Annotated in this window: 17 protein-coding genes and 2 pseudogenes; 8 read left to right on the top strand and 11 right to left on the bottom strand. The window is 70.0% G+C overall.

Annotated features, from left to right (window positions below):
- Nucleotides 1-277 precede the first annotated feature (277 nt).
- Nucleotides 278-2,265: pseudogene (locus LRS04_RS08620) on the top strand (transglycosylase domain-containing protein).
- Between the two features lie 47 nt (nucleotides 2,266-2,312).
- Here LRS04_RS08620 and LRS04_RS08615 read toward each other — a convergent pair.
- From LRS04_RS08615 to LRS04_RS08605, 3 genes are all read right to left on the bottom strand, one after another.
- Entirely contained in the window at nucleotides 2,313-3,050 is a 738-nt protein-coding gene (locus tag LRS04_RS08615) for a M48 family metallopeptidase (RefSeq protein WP_257816001.1), read from the bottom strand.
- Nucleotides 3,051-3,116: 66 nt separating this feature from the next.
- Nucleotides 3,117-4,388, bottom strand: a complete 1,272-nt coding sequence (locus LRS04_RS08610; RefSeq protein ID WP_257816000.1) for a polyhydroxyalkanoate depolymerase — start codon at nucleotides 4,386-4,388, stop codon at nucleotides 3,117-3,119.
- Between the two features lie 105 nt (nucleotides 4,389-4,493).
- Nucleotides 4,494-5,108 carry an SCO family protein gene (locus LRS04_RS08605; protein ID WP_257815999.1) on the bottom strand — a complete coding sequence of 205 codons (615 nt, stop codon included), beginning with the start codon at nucleotides 5,106-5,108 and terminating at the stop codon, nucleotides 4,494-4,496.
- A 49-nt stretch (nucleotides 5,109-5,157) separates the two neighbouring features.
- On the opposite strand from LRS04_RS08605, the gene LRS04_RS08600 reads away from it, so the two are divergent.
- The gene (locus LRS04_RS08600; RefSeq protein ID WP_257815998.1) at nucleotides 5,158-6,555 is read left to right on the top strand and encodes an ActS/PrrB/RegB family redox-sensitive histidine kinase; all 1,398 of its coding nucleotides are present in this window, start codon (nucleotides 5,158-5,160) and stop codon (nucleotides 6,553-6,555) included.
- Between the two features lie 86 nt (nucleotides 6,556-6,641).
- Nucleotides 6,642-7,199: an ActR/PrrA/RegA family redox response regulator transcription factor gene (locus LRS04_RS08595; protein WP_257815997.1), complete on the top strand. Its 558-nt coding sequence runs from the start codon at nucleotides 6,642-6,644 to the stop codon at nucleotides 7,197-7,199.
- 7 nt (nucleotides 7,200-7,206) lie between these two features.
- Here the strand turns inward: LRS04_RS08595 and LRS04_RS08590 are convergent, their stop codons facing one another.
- Nucleotides 7,207-7,581, bottom strand: a complete 375-nt coding sequence (locus tag LRS04_RS08590; protein WP_257815996.1) for a MarR family winged helix-turn-helix transcriptional regulator — start codon at nucleotides 7,579-7,581, stop codon at nucleotides 7,207-7,209.
- The gene (locus tag LRS04_RS08585) at nucleotides 7,582-7,803 is read right to left on the bottom strand and encodes a hypothetical protein (protein WP_257815995.1); all 222 of its coding nucleotides are present in this window, start codon (nucleotides 7,801-7,803) and stop codon (nucleotides 7,582-7,584) included.
- A gap of 202 nt (nucleotides 7,804-8,005) precedes the next feature.
- On the opposite strand from LRS04_RS08585, the gene LRS04_RS08580 reads away from it, so the two are divergent.
- From LRS04_RS08580 to LRS04_RS08570, 3 genes are all read left to right on the top strand, one after another.
- Nucleotides 8,006-9,121 carry a sensor histidine kinase gene (locus LRS04_RS08580; protein ID WP_257815994.1) on the top strand — a complete coding sequence of 372 codons (1,116 nt, stop codon included), beginning with the start codon at nucleotides 8,006-8,008 and terminating at the stop codon, nucleotides 9,119-9,121.
- Nucleotides 9,118-9,468: a LytTR family DNA-binding domain-containing protein gene (locus tag LRS04_RS08575; RefSeq protein WP_257815993.1), complete on the top strand. Its 351-nt coding sequence runs from the start codon at nucleotides 9,118-9,120 to the stop codon at nucleotides 9,466-9,468. The genes LRS04_RS08580 and LRS04_RS08575 overlap by 4 nt, the downstream gene beginning before the upstream one ends.
- A gap of 65 nt (nucleotides 9,469-9,533) precedes the next feature.
- Nucleotides 9,534-9,941 (top strand): LytTR family DNA-binding domain-containing protein, encoded by a 408-nt coding sequence (locus LRS04_RS08570; protein WP_308238307.1) that lies wholly within the window; start codon nucleotides 9,534-9,536, stop codon nucleotides 9,939-9,941.
- A 3-nt stretch (nucleotides 9,942-9,944) separates the two neighbouring features.
- Here the strand turns inward: LRS04_RS08570 and mmcB are convergent, their stop codons facing one another.
- The 6 genes and pseudogenes from mmcB to LRS04_RS08540 form a co-directional block, all read right to left on the bottom strand.
- A complete protein-coding gene (gene mmcB / locus LRS04_RS08565; RefSeq protein WP_257815992.1) occupies nucleotides 9,945-10,430 on the bottom strand; it encodes a DNA repair putative endonuclease MmcB in 486 nt (161 codons plus the stop codon).
- A 43-nt stretch (nucleotides 10,431-10,473) separates the two neighbouring features.
- Nucleotides 10,474-10,686, bottom strand: coding sequence for a hypothetical protein (locus LRS04_RS08560; RefSeq protein ID WP_257815991.1), 213 nt, complete (start codon nucleotides 10,684-10,686; stop codon nucleotides 10,474-10,476).
- Nucleotides 10,687-11,809: pseudogene (locus tag LRS04_RS27740) on the bottom strand (ferritin-like domain-containing protein). It abuts the gene before it with no gap.
- A 213-nt stretch (nucleotides 11,810-12,022) separates the two neighbouring features.
- Nucleotides 12,023-13,150 (bottom strand): ferritin-like domain-containing protein, encoded by a 1,128-nt coding sequence (locus tag LRS04_RS08550; RefSeq protein WP_257815989.1) that lies wholly within the window; start codon nucleotides 13,148-13,150, stop codon nucleotides 12,023-12,025.
- 138 nt (nucleotides 13,151-13,288) lie between these two features.
- The gene (locus LRS04_RS08545; protein WP_257815988.1) at nucleotides 13,289-13,696 is read right to left on the bottom strand and encodes a metallopeptidase family protein; all 408 of its coding nucleotides are present in this window, start codon (nucleotides 13,694-13,696) and stop codon (nucleotides 13,289-13,291) included.
- On the bottom strand, nucleotides 13,689-14,267 hold the full coding sequence (locus LRS04_RS08540; RefSeq protein ID WP_257815987.1) for a hypothetical protein: 579 nt from the start codon (nucleotides 14,265-14,267) through the stop codon (nucleotides 13,689-13,691). Before LRS04_RS08540 ends, LRS04_RS08545 begins: the two co-directional genes overlap by 8 nt.
- Before the next feature lie 345 nt (nucleotides 14,268-14,612).
- Here LRS04_RS08540 and paoA point away from each other — a divergent pair, with 345 nt between their 5' ends.
- Both paoA and LRS04_RS08530 read left to right on the top strand, forming a co-directional pair.
- Nucleotides 14,613-15,125, top strand: coding sequence for an aldehyde dehydrogenase iron-sulfur subunit PaoA (gene paoA / locus LRS04_RS08535; protein WP_257815986.1), 513 nt, complete (start codon nucleotides 14,613-14,615; stop codon nucleotides 15,123-15,125).
- Nucleotides 15,122-16,072 (top strand): xanthine dehydrogenase family protein subunit M, encoded by a 951-nt coding sequence (locus LRS04_RS08530; protein ID WP_257815985.1) that lies wholly within the window; start codon nucleotides 15,122-15,124, stop codon nucleotides 16,070-16,072. The genes paoA and LRS04_RS08530 overlap by 4 nt, the downstream gene beginning before the upstream one ends.

Here is a 16,072-nt window from a genome sequence, read left to right as displayed (position 1 = left end):
TTTTTTCGCAACGCCGTTATGCGTGGATGCAGAGCTCGGGGGTCTTGAAACGGCGCCGCTTCAGACCGTCAAACCCGCCGAAGGCGAGCGGGGTGGGGTTCCGAAACCCGCGTTCGGAGCGAGATCGTGGCTCCCCGCCCGTCCCGGGCTTCGCCCGTTCGGCCCCTGCCCATGGACGGGAGGGACGGCCGTTCATGTCTCGTCAACGTTGTTTGGCCTTGGGTGGCGGTGATAAGGAGCGCCCGGCCGGGGGCTTCTCTTCTATTAGGACGACGACATGGCCAACGCGCAGTCGCCGGGATCGGGCGGTCGCGGACCGCAGCCGCCCAAGCCCAGGCGATCGCCCCTGCAGTCCCTGATCTACTGGACGCTCGTGCTGGGCGTCTGGGGGCTGATCTTCGTGGTGGCCTTCTTCGCGGTCTTCGCGGTCGACCTGCCCGACACCTCGAAGCTCTATGACGTCCAGCGCCAGCCTTCGGTCAGCTACCTCGACCGCTCCGGCGCGCTCGTCGCCGTGCGCGGCAGCCAGTACGCGCCGCCGGTCGACCTGGACGCGCTTCCCGACCACGTGCCCGAGGCGTTCATCGCCATCGAGGACCGCTGGTACTACTACCACTTCGGTTTCAACCCCTGGGGCATCGTCCGCTCGCAGCTCTACAATATGAAGCGCGAGAGCGGGCCCTGCGCGGCGGCTCGACGATCACCCAGCAGCTCGCCCGCAACCTCTTCCTGACGCCCAGCCAGAACTACCGCCGCAAGGCGCAGGAGCTGATCCTCGCCGTCTGGCTGGAGGCCAGGTTCTCCAAGAAGCAGATTCTCGAGCTCTATCTGAACCGGGTCTATTTCGGCGCCGGGGCCTATGGCATCGAGGCCGCGTCCCAGCGCTACTTCGGCAAGCCCGCCTCGCAGCTCACACTGGGCGAAAGCGCCCTGCTGGCGGGGATGATGAAGGGACCGTCCCGCTACTCGCCGGTGGCCGCCACCGACCGCGCCGCGCGGCGGGCAACCGTCGTGCTCGATGAGATGGTCCGCAACAACTTCATCACGCCGGCGGAGCGGGAAGAGGCCTTCCGCACCAAGGTCCGCGTGAACCCGGTGCTGGCCAATCAGCGGGCGCAGTACTTCACCGACTGGGTGGACGATCAGGTCCGCAGCCTGGTCGGCGAGCCCACCGAGGACCTCGTCGTCGAGACCACCCTCGACCTGCCGTTGCAGGCCTCGGCCGAACAGGCGATCCAGGCCGGTGTGGCGGCGGCCAAGGGCCAGGGCGTGGAGCAGGCGGCGCTCGTCTCCATCGACGGCGAGGGCCGGGTCCGGGCCTACGCGGGCGGGGTGAACTATCTGCAGAGCCAGTTCGACCGGGCCACCGCCGCCCGGCGACAGGCCGGCTCGGCCTTCAAGCCCTTCGTCTACCTGACCGCCATGGAGAGCGGCCGGACGCCCGCCACGCCGGTGGTCGACGAGCCGGTCACCATCGGCAACTGGCAGCCGCGCAACTACACCGGCGAGTACCTGGGCCCGATCACCCTGGCCAAGGCGCTGGAGCAGTCGGTCAACACGGTGGCCGCACGGCTCGCCAACGAGGTCGGCACCTCCAACGTGGCGGCGACGGCGCGCCGGCTGGGCGTCACCTCGCCGATCCAGCTCGATCCTTCCATGGCGCTGGGCGCCGTCGAGGTCAGCCCGCTGGAGATGGCCCAGGCCTACGCCCCCTTCGCCAACGGCGGCTTCCTGGCCCGGGGCTACGGCATCGAGCGGATCCGCACGGCGTCGGGCCGGGTGCTCTACGACCACGGCGTCGACAAGGCGCCGCGCCAGGCCGTCATCGGCACGCCGGCGCTGCAGTACATGAACCAGATGATGCGCCAGGTGGTGACCCAGGGCACCGGCACGCGGGCGAACGTCCCGGGCTTCGACCTGGCCGGGAAGACCGGCACCACCAGCGACTACCGGGACGCCTGGTTCGTCGGCTACACCGGCGGCTTCGTCACCGCCGTCTGGGTCGGCAAGGACGACAACAAGCCGATGCGCCGGGTGACCGGCGGCGGCGCGCCGGCGGGCATCTGGAAGGACTACATGGCCGCGGCGCTGCCTCGCCTGAAGGTCCAGCCGATCCCCGGCGGGGTCATCGACCCGAACCCCGAGCCCGATCCGCTGGGCGACGTGATCGACGGCATCACCGACTTCTTCGGCGGCGGCGACGAGCGCGAGCCCCCGCCCTCGGAGTTCGACCGCCAGCCGCGCCCGAACGATCCGCCGTTCTAGCCTCCGGCCCTTCGGGCCGCCTCCCCGGAGGAGGAGGAAGTCGGCATCTACCGCCCGAAGGCGTGCAGGCGCGCGCCCTCGGCCCGGAGCCAGGCGCGGTGGCGGCGCTCGTCGCCCACCAGCGCCTTCACATGGGCCCAGAACCTCGGCCCGTGGTTCAGCTCCAGGAGGTGGGCGCATTCGTGGGCGGCCACATAGTCGGCCACCTCGAAGGGGGCGAGCGCCAGGCGCCAGGAATAGCGGATGTGGCCCGCGGTCCCGCCCGGTCCGGGCCGGCAGGAGCCCCAGCGGCTCTTGGCGTCCTGGAGGCTGACCCTGGGGACCGGCGCCCCCAGCCGCGCCGCATAGTGGGCGGTGCGCTCGGTGAACACGGCCAGCGCCCGCTTGCGGATCAGCAGGATCACGGCGCGGGCATAGCCCTCGCCGTCGCCCATGGCGGCGATGCGGTGCGGCTCCCCGCCGGACGCCTCGTGCCAGCGCGCCCGGCCCGTCGCCGTCTCCAGGCGCACGGGCTCGCCGAACACCTCGATCACCATGCCGGGCGAGAGCGGCGCGGTTGCCGGCAGCTCGGCGATCCGCTCGGCGATCCAGGTCGCCCGCTCGCGCGCGAAGGCGGCGGCTTCGGGGAGGCGGCGCAGCGACGGCGCCGTGGCCACGATCTGGCGGCGCGTCCGGTCGAGCCGGAGCGACACCCGGCGGGCGCGGCGGTTGACTTTCAGGGTGACGGTCGCGCCGGCCACCTCCAGCCGGTCACCGTCCGAGAGGGCTCGGCCGAAGAGACTCATGTGCCGGAGAATCTAGTGCATCCCGGCCGGGAATCGACCCCCGCGCGGGTGAAGGTTCGGCGACGGTCAGGCGGCCCGGCGCTGCCTGCCGAAACCGGTCTCGGCGCGGGCGATGAAGGCGCGGACCTTCGGATAGATCTCCTCGCGGAACCGCTTGCCGTTGAACACGCCGTAGTGGCCGACCTTCGGCTGGACATAGTCTTCCTTCAGCTCCGGGGGCAGGCCGGTGCAGAGGTCGTGCGCGGCCTGCGTCTGGCCGATGCCGGAGATGTCGTCGTTCTCGCCCTCGACGGTGAGCAGGCCGATGTCCTTGATCATGCCGGGGTTCACAAGCCGCCCCCGGTGGAAGAGCTCGCCCTTCGGCAGCAGGTAGCGCTGGAACACCACGTCGACGGTCTGGAGGTAGAACTCCTCCGAGAGGTCGAGGACCGAAAGGTACTCGTCATAAAAGGCCAGGTGCGCCTCGGCGCTGTCGCCGTCGCCGTCCATCAGCTGCTGCAGGTAGCGGCGGTGCGCTTCCTGGTGCTTCTCGAGGTTCATGGACATGAAACTGGCGAGCTGGACGAAGCCCGGATAGACGCGCCGCCCGACGCCCGGATAGGGGGCGGGCACGTTGTAGACCATGTTCGACTGGAACCAGGCGAAGGGCTTCTCCTCCGCCAGCTTGTTGGTGACGGTCGGCGACAGCCGGGCGTCGATCGGCGAGCCCATGAAGGTCATGGTCGCCGGCCGGCATTCCTCGTTGTCCTCGGCCATCAGGCTGGCGGCGGCCAGCACCGGCGGTCCCGGCTGGCACACGGCGACCACGTGCGGCCGGGGCCCGAGCTGGCGCAGGCACTCGCGGACGTGGTCGATGTAGTCGTGGAAGTCGAAGCGGCCTTCCATCACCGGCACGTCGCGGGCGTTCGACCATTCGGTGATGAACACCTCGTGATCCTGCAGGAAGGCCTGCACCGTGCCGCGCAGCAGGGTGGCGTAGTGGCCCGACAGGGGCGCGACGATCAGCACCGCCGGCTCCAGCTCGCGGCGGCCCGCCTTGCGCATGTCGGCCATGTCGCGGGTGAAGTGGGTGAGCTTGACCCAGGGGCTGGACCAGACCTCGGTCGGGCGGACGCGGACCGGCTGGCCCTCGATCTCGACGCTGTCGATGCCCCAGGCGGGCTTGCCATAGCGCCGGGTCAGGTTGGCGAGCAGGTCGGCGCCGGCGTAGAGGCTGCGGCCGAACTCGGTGTCGGCGGCCGGATTGAGCGGCGAGCTCCAGAAATCCCGCGTCGCCCGCGCGGCATACCGCAGGGGCGTCGTCGCGTAGTAGCCGGCCTCGTAAAGCGTATAGAGCATGGCCAATCCCTGTTGCGCCGCAGCATTAACATGCGTGCGGTTAATGGGATGCACAAGGCAGAGGTTCCTTCGGCGCCGCAGCGTGGCGCGATGCCGCGGAACGGGTCAGCAGGCGGTGGCGCGCGGACCGGTCGCCATGGCCTTGCGCACATGGCCGGCGATCTCGTCGGGCGAGAGGCCGTGGCGCAGAACGCAGACGAACTCGCCCCTCGGGCTCATCAGGTAGGTGATGGTCGAATGGTCGACGACGTAGTCCGCGCCCTCGCCGTTCTTCCGGTGGAAGACATGATAGGCCTTCGCGACGGCCTTCACCTGGTCGTCCGTGCCGGTGAGGCCCCAGACCTGCTTCGGGAAGGCGGGATTGTTCAGGTAGGCGGCAAGCTGGGCCGGGGTGTCGCGGGCCGGATCGACGCTGATCAGCACCGTCTGGAAATCCTTCGCGTCCCTGCCCAGCGCCTGCTCGGCGCCGCCGAGGGCGAACATCGTCGTCGGGCAGACGTCCGGGCAGTGGGTGAAGCCGAAGAACACCGCGCTCCACTTGCCCTTCAGCAGCCGCTGGTCGACGGTGCGGCCGGACTGGTCCACCAGTTGGAACGGCCCGCCCACGGCGGCGGTTTGCTTGGGGGTGGGGCTCAGGATGCCCGTGCGGACGGCGAGACCCGTGAGGATGGCGAAGGCGAGCGCGAGCAACGCGATGACGGCGAGGGTGCGACGGCGCATCCGGGGGTCCCTTGCGGCCCGGCCGGCGCGATCGGCGCGGCGCTGAGCCATGGCGAGCATTCAGGCCCCAGCCCCGAAGGCGCTGAAGCCGGTGAGCCTCGATAAGGCCCACGCCGCCCCGCCGCAAGCGGGACCCGGCCATGAGCCCGAACCGGTGAGCTTCGGCGTCCGCCGCAGCCAGCTCCGCGTCCGCACGCTGGTCACCCTGCGCTGGCTGGTGATCGCCGGTGAGATCCTCCTGCTGCTGGTCGTCGGCCTGGGCTTCGGCTTCAAGGCCCCCTACCCGCTCTGCTTCGCGGTGATCGGCGCCGGCGCCTGGATCAACCTCTTGACCGGGGTCGCCTCCCCCGGTCAGCGGGTGTTCAGCGACCGCGAGGCGACGTTCCAGCTTGCGCTCGACCTCCTGCAGATCTCCGCCCTGATCTACCTGACCGGCGGCACCGCCAACCCCTTCGTCCTGCTGCTCATCGCGCCGGTCACCCTGGCGGCCGCGACCCTGCCCAACTGGCCCGTGGTGCTCTTGGGCGCGCTCGCCTGCGTGCTCTCGGTGCTGCTGGCCTTCTTCCAGATGGCCCTGCCGGAGGTCGCCGGGCTCGAGGGCGTGGGCCCGGAGAGCTTCCGCATCGCCGCCGCGCTCGCCAACGTCGCCGGCATCACCCTGATCGCGGGCTATGTCCGCCAGGCCGCCGAGGAAAGCGCCCGCATGGCGCTGGCTCTGGACATGACCCAGGCGGTGCTGGCCCGCGAGCAGCGGCTCTCGGCGCTGGGCGCGCTCGCCGCCGCCGCCGCCCACGAACTCGGCACCCCGCTCGCCACCATCGCCATCGTCTCCAAGGAGATGGCCCGCGAGGCCCAGAGCCCGCAGGTGAAGGAGGACGCCGAGCTCCTGATGAGCCAGGCCGAGCGGTGCCGGGAAATCCTCAAGCGGCTGTCCGAGACCCCGGACCAGGCGTCCGACGAGGTCCACGAGCGCATGAGCCTGCGCCAGCTCGTGCACGAGGTGATCGAGCCGCACGCCAGCGTGAAGGGCGTCCGCGTGGAGGCCATCGTCTCCGGCGCGCCCGGCGTGAAGACCCCGGACATCTGGCGCCTCCCAGAGATCACCCACGCCATGACCTCGTTCGTGGAGAATGCGGTGGACTTCGCCACCTCGGAGGTCCTCCTGTCGGCCCGCTTCGACGCCGACAGCGTCTCCATCGAGGTCCGCGACGACGGCCCGGGCTTTGCGCCGGACATCCTCGCCAAGCTCGGCGAGCCCTATGTGACCTCCCGCGCCGGCATCGAGGGCGGCCGCACGGGCCACATCGGAATGGGGCTCGGATTCTTCATCTCCAAGACCCTGTTGGAACGAACCGGGGCAGTTGTGACGTTTCAGAACGGAAGGCCACGCGGTGCGGTTGTGTCAGCGAAGTGGCCTCGTTCGAGGATTGAGGTGGGCGGCGGTTGACGACGCAGGCCGGTTTGCCGAAAGGTAGCGATCTGCGACAGCTTGCCGCACGCCCGCGTAAAGGGAGCCCCACCAGGGGTTGCTGAATGACCGATCTGTCCGCCGATGTCTCGGCCCTCCCCGACAAGTCGCTTCTTGTGCTCGATGACGACGCGCCTCTCCGCACCCGGCTCGGGCGCGCCCTCGAGCAGCGGGGCTTCGAGCCGACGCTGGTCGGCAGCGTGGCCGAGGCGCTGACGGCGGTGAAGTCCAGTCCGCCCGCCTTCGCCGTGCTCGACATGCGGCTGGAGGACGGCTCGGGCCTCAAGGTGGTGGAGGCCGTGCGCGACGCCCGGCCCGACGCCAAGATCATCATGCTCACCGGCTACGGGAACATCGCCACGGCGGTGCAGGCCGTGAAGGCCGGGGCGGTGGATTACCTCTCCAAGCCTGCCGACGCCGACGACGTGGCCCGGGCGTTGCTGGCCAAGGGCGACACGGCGCCCGCGCCGCCCGAGAATCCGATGAGCGCCGACCGGGTGCGCTGGGAGCACATCCAGCGGGTGTACGAGCTCTGCAACCACAACGTCTCGGAGACGGCGCGCCGGCTGAACATGCACCGGCGCACCCTGCAGCGGATCCTCGCCAAGCGCGCGCCGCGCTAGGCCGGGTCTACTCGGCCGCGCGCAGCGGCTCCTGGACGATGGTCGTCGCCTGGCGGATGACGCCGTCCAGGTGGTCGCGCAGCTCCCGACCGCGCGGGGTCAGGTGGATCACGTGGCTGCGCGCATCGTGCGGGTTGAGGAAGGCCTCGACCAGGCCGAGCGCCGGGGCCTGGGCCCAGTCCGACCCTGCCGGCCCGAGGGCGCGCAGGCTGCGCGAGGCGGTGGACTGGGTGAGCTTGGCCACCTCGGCGAGCTCCTGCACCGTCAGGCCCTCATTCTCGCAGACATAGAGGAAGGCGATCAGCTCGTTGACGCTGACCCGGGGGTCGAGGGCCTTGAACAGGTGGATGGCCTGCAGCAGCGCGTTGCGCGATCTCGCCACCTACTCCTCCATGTAGCGGGCGAGCGCGCCGGACCCCATGGCCCTGGGCGCGCGCGTCAGCGACAGGGGCTTGCGTTCGCGCCGCTCGCGCATGGCCAGCGTCGCCTCCGGATACTGGTCTCGCACCAGCCTGAGGATGTCCTCCAGCCGGCGCTGGTGGTCGGCCGCGGCGATGTAATCGTCCACGCTGAGCTCGACCGAGATCTGACCGCAGAGCTTCATGGAATCTCCCTCCCGCAGACCGCGTCAGCCAGAGGATCGGACCAGTCGGCCGCGCAAGCAGCCTGCAATCGACCGGCGCTGCAATTCCTGCTGCAAATTGAAGTCGTTGCGGCGAGCGGTCGATCCGCCGCGACGAACAGTCGAGCTCGTGCGCGCCTCTTGTCGGAAAGCCGCTATGATCGCGTCGGGAGGGCCCGCGCCTTTGACGAGTGAGCTTGCCGCCGCACCGGCCGGCCGGCGCTGGACGCTGCGCCTGGACCGCTATCTGGCCGCCAACGTGCTCGTCTGGCTCGTGACCTACGCCCTGATGACGGTGCGCTCGATCAGCGACGCCACCTTCCCCTATTTCTGGGACATGGCGCTCCGGCGCCTCATCGTCTGCGGGATCGCGGTCGGGATCTGCATCCTGATCCAGCGCGCCCTCTTCGCCGCCCGCCCCTGGCCGATGCGCCGGCGCCTGCTGCTGGCGGCGGGGCTGGCCATCCTCGGCGGCGCGGCCTGGGGGGTGGTCAACCATCTGGCCTTCTACGTCATCGATCCCGTGGTCGTCTGGAAGGGCTCCACGGGCGACATCGCCCTCGGCCAGTTCATGAACTTCACGGTGATGATCTGGTCGTTCATCGCCTTCATCGCCGTGGTCTTCGTGCTCGACTACGACCAGGAGGTCCGGGAGAAGACCCTTCGCCTCGTCCAGGCCCAGGCCATGGCGGCGGAGAGTCAGAACCAGATGCTCCGCTACCAGATCAATCCGCACTTCCTGTTCAACACCCTGAACGCGCTCTCCTCCCTGATCCTGGCGCGCGACTATGTGCGCGCCGAGCAGGTGGTGCTCTCGCTGTCCCGCTTCCTGCGCGCCTCGCTGGAGCGCCCGGCCGGCGAGCGCAACACCCTGGACGGCGAGATCGAGGCCCAGCGGCAGTACCTGGCGATCGAGCAGATCCGGTTCGGCGACCGGCTGCGCTTCGAGGCCCGGGTGCCCGCCGACCTCGCCCAGGCCCTGGTGCCCAGCCTGATCCTGCAGCCGCTGGTCGAGAACGCCGTGAAATACGGCGTCGCCCGCTCCACCGCCCCGGTGACCATCGAGATCGCCGCCGAGCGCGTCGACGGCCGGCTTCACCTCTGGGTCTGCGACGACGCCCGCGGCGACCTGGAAGGCCATCCGCCGAAGCTCGGCGTCGGGCTGGAGAATGTGCGCCGCCGGCTGGAGGTCATGTATCCGGGAAGCGGCCGCCTGACCGTCGGGCCGCGCCCAGGCGGCGGCTTCATGGCCCGGGTCGAACTGCCCTTCGAGGGCGCGGCCGCGGAGCGCGCCGCATGAATGCGCTTGGCGAACCGCTCCGCATCCTGGTCGTCGACGACGAGCCGCTGGCGCGGCGACGTCTCGAGATCCTGCTGAAGGACACGCCCGGCGTGACCATCGTCGGTTTGGCCGGCGAAGGCGCGGAAGCCCGCCGGCTGATCGCCGCCACCGCTCCCGACGTGGTCCTTCTCGACATCAAGATGCCGGGCGTCTCGGGCCTGGACGTCCTCGACGGCCTGACCGGGCCCAGCGGCCAGGGGGCCGGCGCGCCCATCGTCATCTTCGTCACCGCCTTCGACCGCTTCGCCGTGGAGGCCTTCGACCGCGCCGCGTTCGACTATCTTTTTGAAGCCGGTGGAGCCTGAGCGGCTGACCCAGGCGCTGCGCCGGGCCCGCGACGCCCTGGCCGACCGCGGGCGCCGCGCAGCGCATCCGCGAACTGGAGGAGATCGTCGCCAATCTGCGCGGCGGGGCGCCGGCCGGCGACGCGCCGGCCCCCACCTACGAACGTGAGCTCTGGATCCAGGACCGCGGCGACCGCCTCAGCCTGCCGGTAGCCGCGCTCGACTGGGTGGCCGCGGAGCGGGACTATGTCCGCCTGCACGCCGGCGCGCGCAGCTTCCTGGTCCGCCAGCCGCTCGGCGACCTGGAGGAACGGCTCGACCCCCGGCACTTCGTGCGCGTGCACCGCTCGGCCCTGGTCCGCATCGACCGCATCGCCCGCGTCCGCCGGGCCATGGGACGGACCTCGGTGGTGCTGACCACAGGCGCCGAGGTGCCGGTCTCGCGCCGGCATCTGAGAGGGCTGAAGGCCGCGACCGTCGGTCGGGCGCTCTAGGGCCTATTCCAGCGCCGTGACCTGCGCGCCGGCGGCCCGGAGCGCGGCCAGCCGGCCGAAGGCAAGGGTCAGGGCCTTGCGTCGCGCCCCCGCCAGCGCCGCCACCGGCGCCTCGCGCAGCACCGCGCCGCCGAAGCCGTCGGCGACGATCAGCCCCGGCTCCTCGGGCAGGATCTCGCGCGGGAATTCCGGGGCGACGGCGAACGCGAAGGCGTCGCAGTAGGGCTGGTACTCGTGCCATTTCTGATCGGTGCGGAAGTCCTCCACCGAGCTCTTCACCTCGACGATGAAGATCTGGCCCTTGGGTCCCAGCGCCATCAGGTCGGCGCGCCGACCGTTCGGCAGGCAGACCTCCGCCAGCGGCGCATAGCCGAGCGCGGTGAGCAGCCGCGCCGCCCCGCGGGTCACGCTGGCCGTAGTCTCCGGCCGGCTGACGCCCTGACCACTGGAGAGCGTGGTGACGGAGATGGCGGTGACGGCGACATCCATGCCGCCACCCTGTTCCGCCTTCGTTCCCGATGCAAGCCTGGTGTCAGCCGCCGAGACCCATGGCCGCACGGGCGATGCACCAGATGCCGACGAAGAGCAGCACCACCGTCAGGCCCACATAGGCCGCGAACAGCCCCGGCCGCTCCGACCGCCGGACCGTGTTGGCGAAGCGGATGGAGCCGCCGGCCGCCATCCGCAGGCGCGAGACCGCCAGGTAGAGCGCCAGCGTCCCGACCGCGAAGAGGACGACCTCCATCTATTCCGCCGCGACGGCGACGCGTGCGCGATCCTTGAAGTTGATCTCCTGCAGGTAGCGGATGCCGTCCTCGGCGATGTCGTCGCCGACCATCCGGTCGCCCTCGCCGGCCAGTTCGTCGAGATCGACGTACATGGCGTAGAAGCTGCGCGTCCGCTCGGTGATCAGGCCGGCCTTCAGCAGGGTCTTGATGAGCACCCGGAAGACGTTGGTGTCGCTCTTGTAGCGCCGGTTGGGGTCGCGCTCCTTCCGCCGCTGGACAATGTCGGCCATCACCCGCTCGGGGTCCATGTCGTAGGCCCCGAAGAGTTCGGCCATCTGGTTCGGCGCGCCGCGGTCGAACAGCAGTTTCTGGGCGCAGTGGGCCGTCCAGTCCTCGACGAGGTCCCGCTCCGCCTGGGAAAGCTGCGGAATGGTCCGGTCGGCCCAGATCTTCCCGAACTTGTGGTGGAAGGCCTCGTCGGTCATCACGAGCTGGAACAGCTTCCTGGCCAGCGGGTCGCGGTTGTAGCGGTAGCCGTGGGAGAAGGCGCCCATGGCGAGGCCCTCCACCAGCATCTGCATGCCGACGATCTTCTTGTAGACCTCCGGCGCCTCGATGATCTCGACGAGCAGGGCCTTCAGGGCGGCGCTGCATTCCACCGGCCGACCCCAGCGGGCCTTGATGTATTTCGCGAAGGCCGTGACGTGGCGGGCCTCCTCGCGCGTCTGGTTGGCCGCGTATTCCTGGGCGCCCTGGTCCTTCAGAACGTGGCAGAGCGAGGCCGAAAGGTTCAGCGCCCCCCTGCTCGCCGTGCAGGATCGAGGAGAAGTTGCGGAGCTGCAGATGGTTGATGAAGGCTACCCGCATCTTCGGGTCTGTCAGGCTCTGGTCGACGTAGGGTAGCCGCAGGAAGACCACCTGGTCCTCCGGCATCAGGGGCTCGTTCTCCAGGTCGAACGGCTCGGAGAAGTCGATGTACTTCGCGTCGAGCGGATCCCAGAAGTGATCGTGGGTCGCCGAGATGATCTTGTCGAAGGCGGTGGAGCGCGCGCCGTAGCGGTCCAGCTCCAGCATGCTCTCGAAGTCGTCCGGCGCGACCGCGCCGTACATGACGTCCTTGGTGATGTTTCCGTCGGCCATGGCCCGTTCCTCCCGCGCCCGGCCCGTCTCACGCGGGTCTCGTGACGCCAATCCCGAAACTGTCTGCTTGGATGACGCCGGCGTCAAATCTTCCTCCCCTGCGCAGCGGGGGAGGAACAAACAAAACCGCCCGCCGGGGCGACCCAGCGGGCGTCAGTCATGCTCGACTACAGAAGTTCCCGACGCGGAGAGACCCGCGCCAGGGGCAAGAGCCTATTCGGCCGCGATCAGGATCTGCTTCGCGCGGTCCTTGAAGTTGATCTCCTGGAGGTACTTGATCCCCTCCTCGGCGATGTCGTCGCCGACCATTTTGTCGCCCTCGGACTTCAGCTCGTCCATGTCCACATAGACGGCGTAGAAGGCCTTGGTGCGGTCGGTGATGATGCCCGCGTTGACCAGGGTCTTCACCAGCACCCGGAAGATGTTGGTGGCTTCCTTCATGTCCTCGCGGCGGGTCTCGTCGTTGATGAGCTTGCCCATCTCCTCGATCACCCGGTTCGGGTCGAGGCCGAACTCCTCGTAGAGGCCGACGTTCTGGGTCGGGGCCACCAGGTTGAAGAGCAGCGTCTGGAAGCAGTGGGCCGCCCACATCTCGATGATCTCGTGCTCGGCGTCCGACAGGTGCGGGATCGTCCGGTCGGCCCAGATCTTCCCGAACTTGTGGTGGAAGGCCTCGTCGGTCATCACCAGCTGGGTCAGCTTGCGGGCCAGCGGGTCGTTGGTTTCGTTGAAGATCGTGGCGAAGGCGCCCATGGCGAGGCCTTCCACCAGCATCTGCATGCCGATGATCTTCTTGTAGACCTCGGGGCTGCCGATGATCTCGACCAGCAGGTCCTTCAGCACCGGGCCGCATTCCACGGGCCGGCCCCAGCGGGCCTTGATGTATTTCGCGAAGGCCGTGACGTGGCGGGCCTCTTCGCGCGTCTGGTTGGCCGCGTATTCCTGGGCGCCCTGGTCCTTCAGCACGTGGCAGAGCGAGGCCGAGAGGTTCAACGCCCCCTGCTCGCCGTGCAGGATCGAGGAGAAGGTCCGCAGCGTCTGGGCATTGGCGAAGGCGATCCGCCGCTTCTCGGTGCCGAGCGTCTCGTTGACGTAGTCGAGCCTGAGCGCGCCGATCATCTTCTCCGGCAGGATCATGGTGTTTTCCATGTCGAACGGCTCGGAGAAGTCGATGTACTTCGGGTCCAGCGGATCCCAGAAGTGGTCGTGGGTGGCGCTGATGATCTTGTCGAAGGCGGTGGAGCGCGCGTTGTAGCGGTCCAGCTCCAGCATGGACTCGAAGTCATCGGGCGCGACCGCGTCGTAGATGACGTCCTTGGTGATGTTGCCGTCGGCGGCCATCAGCATGCTCCTCACCTGACCGGGCGTTCGCCGCCCTTTTACTGGAGCGCCACCTTCAGACCTGAACGCCGTTCAGTCAAGAAAAATGACGGACGCGTCACCTTCGCTCATCTGCCCGGCGGGGCGACGGGAACTGACCTACCCCGCCCGGGCCTCGATGGCGTCGATGTCGTCGTCGGAGAGTCCGAAGTGATGGCCGATCTCGTGGACCAGCACGTGGCTGACCAGTTCCTCCAGCGTCACCTCGCCGTTGTCCGCCCACTCGTCGAGGATCGGCCGGCGGTAGAGGAAGACCATCGAGGGATGCGGGTTGGGATCGAACACCGAACGGTGGGCGAGGTCGACGCCGTGATAGAGGCCGGTGAGCTCGAAAGCATCCTCGATCTCCAGCGCCGCCAGGGTCTCGGCGTCCGCGAAGTCGTGGACCTGGAAGACCACGTCGCCGGTCATCCGCCGGAAGCCTTCCGGCAGGGCGGCGAACGCCTGCTCGGCCAGCGCCGCCAGGTCGTCCAGCGACGGCGCCTTGCCGACCATAAGCTCACTCATCTGGCACCACGATGTTGGGGTTTTCCGGCAGGCGGGTCTCGAACAGCCCGATGTCCAGCGCCCGCTGCGGCTCTACGGGGCGGAGCGGCGCGCGTGCGATGGCCTTCAGGGTCTCGGAATCCAGCGCCTGCTTGCCGCGGCGGGCCTGCCTCGCCTGCGGAGCCTCGATCGGCCGCTCGGCCGTGGCGATCCGCCAGTAGCTGACCATCAGCCGCCAGGCGGTCTGCGGCGGCTCGGCGGGCGGCGCGGGCCAGCGGCGACCGTCCTGAAAAGTCGGCGAGACAGGCGCCAGCCGCGGCGCGCGGCCGTTCCCCGTCACCACCTGCTCGGCGAGCGCGCAGTAGCGGTCCTCCGGCGGCGGGCCGCCGGTCCTCCGCTCGTCGTCGACCCGGCCCCTGTAGGCGTCCAGCGCCGCCTCGCGGGTGGCGAAGGCCGGCCCCACGGGGTCGGTGGTGAACACCACCGCCTCCTTGGCCAGCGCCCTGGCCTCGCGCTCGCGCGCCGCCCGGCCCTGGGGCCGGGAGAGCGCCAGCTCGGCGTTGGCGGCCACCGGATAGAGGATGGCGGACATCGGGATCATCATACCTGCCCTCCCACTTAAGGGCAGAACCGGCCGGCCGCCACCCGGCGCCCCGCCGGCCCGCCGCTCATATCGCCGCCGCCGAGGCACTGGATGGCGGCCGTGTGCGTTGGACCATCAGGTCCCCGACGCCCACCACGCCGACCCGGCCGGCCTCGCGCCGCGCTCCGACACTCGGCCGTGAGCGACCCCGCACAACGAAGGAGCCCGCCACGGCGATGGATGCATCCAATGACTGGGATATCTCACGGCGGGGTCTCCTGATGACCGGCGCCGCCTCGGCCGCCACGGCCACGCCCGCCCTCGCCCAGGACCCGGCCGCCGGCGAGGCGCTCGGTGACCGCCAGGGTCTCGTTCGAGGTGAACGGCCAGCGCCGCGACCTGGAGCTCGACACGCGCACGAGCCTGCTCGACGCGCTGCGCGAGCACCTGAAGCTGACCGGCACGAAGAAGGGCTGCGACCACGGCCAGTGCGGGGCCTGCACGGTCATCGTCGACGGCCGGCGGATCAATTCCTGCCTGACCCTGGCGGTGATGCACGAGGGCGCCAAGGTGACCACCATCGAGGGCCTGGGCACGCCCGAGGCCATGCACCCGATGCAGGCCGCCTTCGTGAAGCACGACGGCTACCAGTGCGGCTACTGCACGCCCGGCCAGGTCTGCTCGGCGGTGGCGGTCCTGGAGGAGATCCGCGCCGGCGTCCCCAGCCACGTCACCCCCGACCTCGGTGACAGGCCGAAGGTCACGGCCGAGGAACTGCGCGAGCGGATGAGCGGCAACATCTGCCGCTGCGGGGCCTACTCCAACATCGTCGACGCCATGACCGAAGTGGCCGGGAGCCGCGCATGAAGGCCTTCACCTACGAACGCGCCCGCACGCCCGCCGAGGCCGCGGCGGCCGTCGCCCGGACCCCGGGCGCCAAGTTCATCGCCGGCGGCACCAACCTGCTCGACCTGATGAAGCTGCAGATCGAGACGCCCCGCCACCTGATCGACGTCAACGGCCTGAAGCTGGACGAGATCGAGAAGACCCCGGACGGCGGCCTGCGCATCGGCGCCCTGGTCCGCAACACCGACCTCGCCGCCGACGCCCGGGTGCGCAACGACTACGCTGTGCTCTCGCGGGCGCTGCTGGCCGGCGCCTCGGGCCAGCTCCGCAACAAGGCGACCACCGCCGGCAACCTGCTGCAACGGACCCGCTGCCCCTACTTCTACGACACCGCCCAGCCCTGCAATAAGCGCCAGCCCGGCTCCGGCTGCTCGGCGATCGGCGGGGTCAGCCGTCAGCTCGCGGTGATCGGCTCCAGCGACGCCTGCATCGCCACCCACCCCAGCGACATGGCGGTGGCCATGCGCGTTCTGGACGCCAAGGTCGAGACCGTCCGCGCGGACGGCCAGGCCCGCAGGATCCCCATCGCCGACTTCCACCGCCTGCCCGGGACGACGCCGCATATCGAGACCGCGCTGATGCCCGGAGAGCTGATCACCGCGGTGACCCTGCCGAAGCCGGTGGGCGGCTTCCACACCTACCGGAAGGTCCGCGACCGGGCGTCCTACGCCTTCGCCCTCGTCTCGGTGGCGGCCATCGTCCAGAGGGACGGCCGGGGCCGCGCCGCGTTCGGCGGGGTCGCCCACAGGCCCTGGCGGGTGGAGGCGGCCGAAGCGGCCATGCCAGGCGGCGCCAAGGCCCTCGCCGACCAGGTCTTCGCCGGCGCCAAACCCACCCACGAGAACGCCTTCAAGCTGACTCTCGCCGAGCGAACGCTCGCCGGCGCCCTGGCCGAAGCGAGGGCCTGA

This window comes from Phenylobacterium sp. J367 (genome assembly GCF_024699985.1).
In the GTDB taxonomy this organism is placed as follows: Bacteria; Pseudomonadota; Alphaproteobacteria; order Caulobacterales; family Caulobacteraceae; genus Phenylobacterium.
The sequence above is the reverse complement of the archived record's forward strand: the minus strand, read 5'-3'. Positions and strand labels throughout refer to the sequence as shown.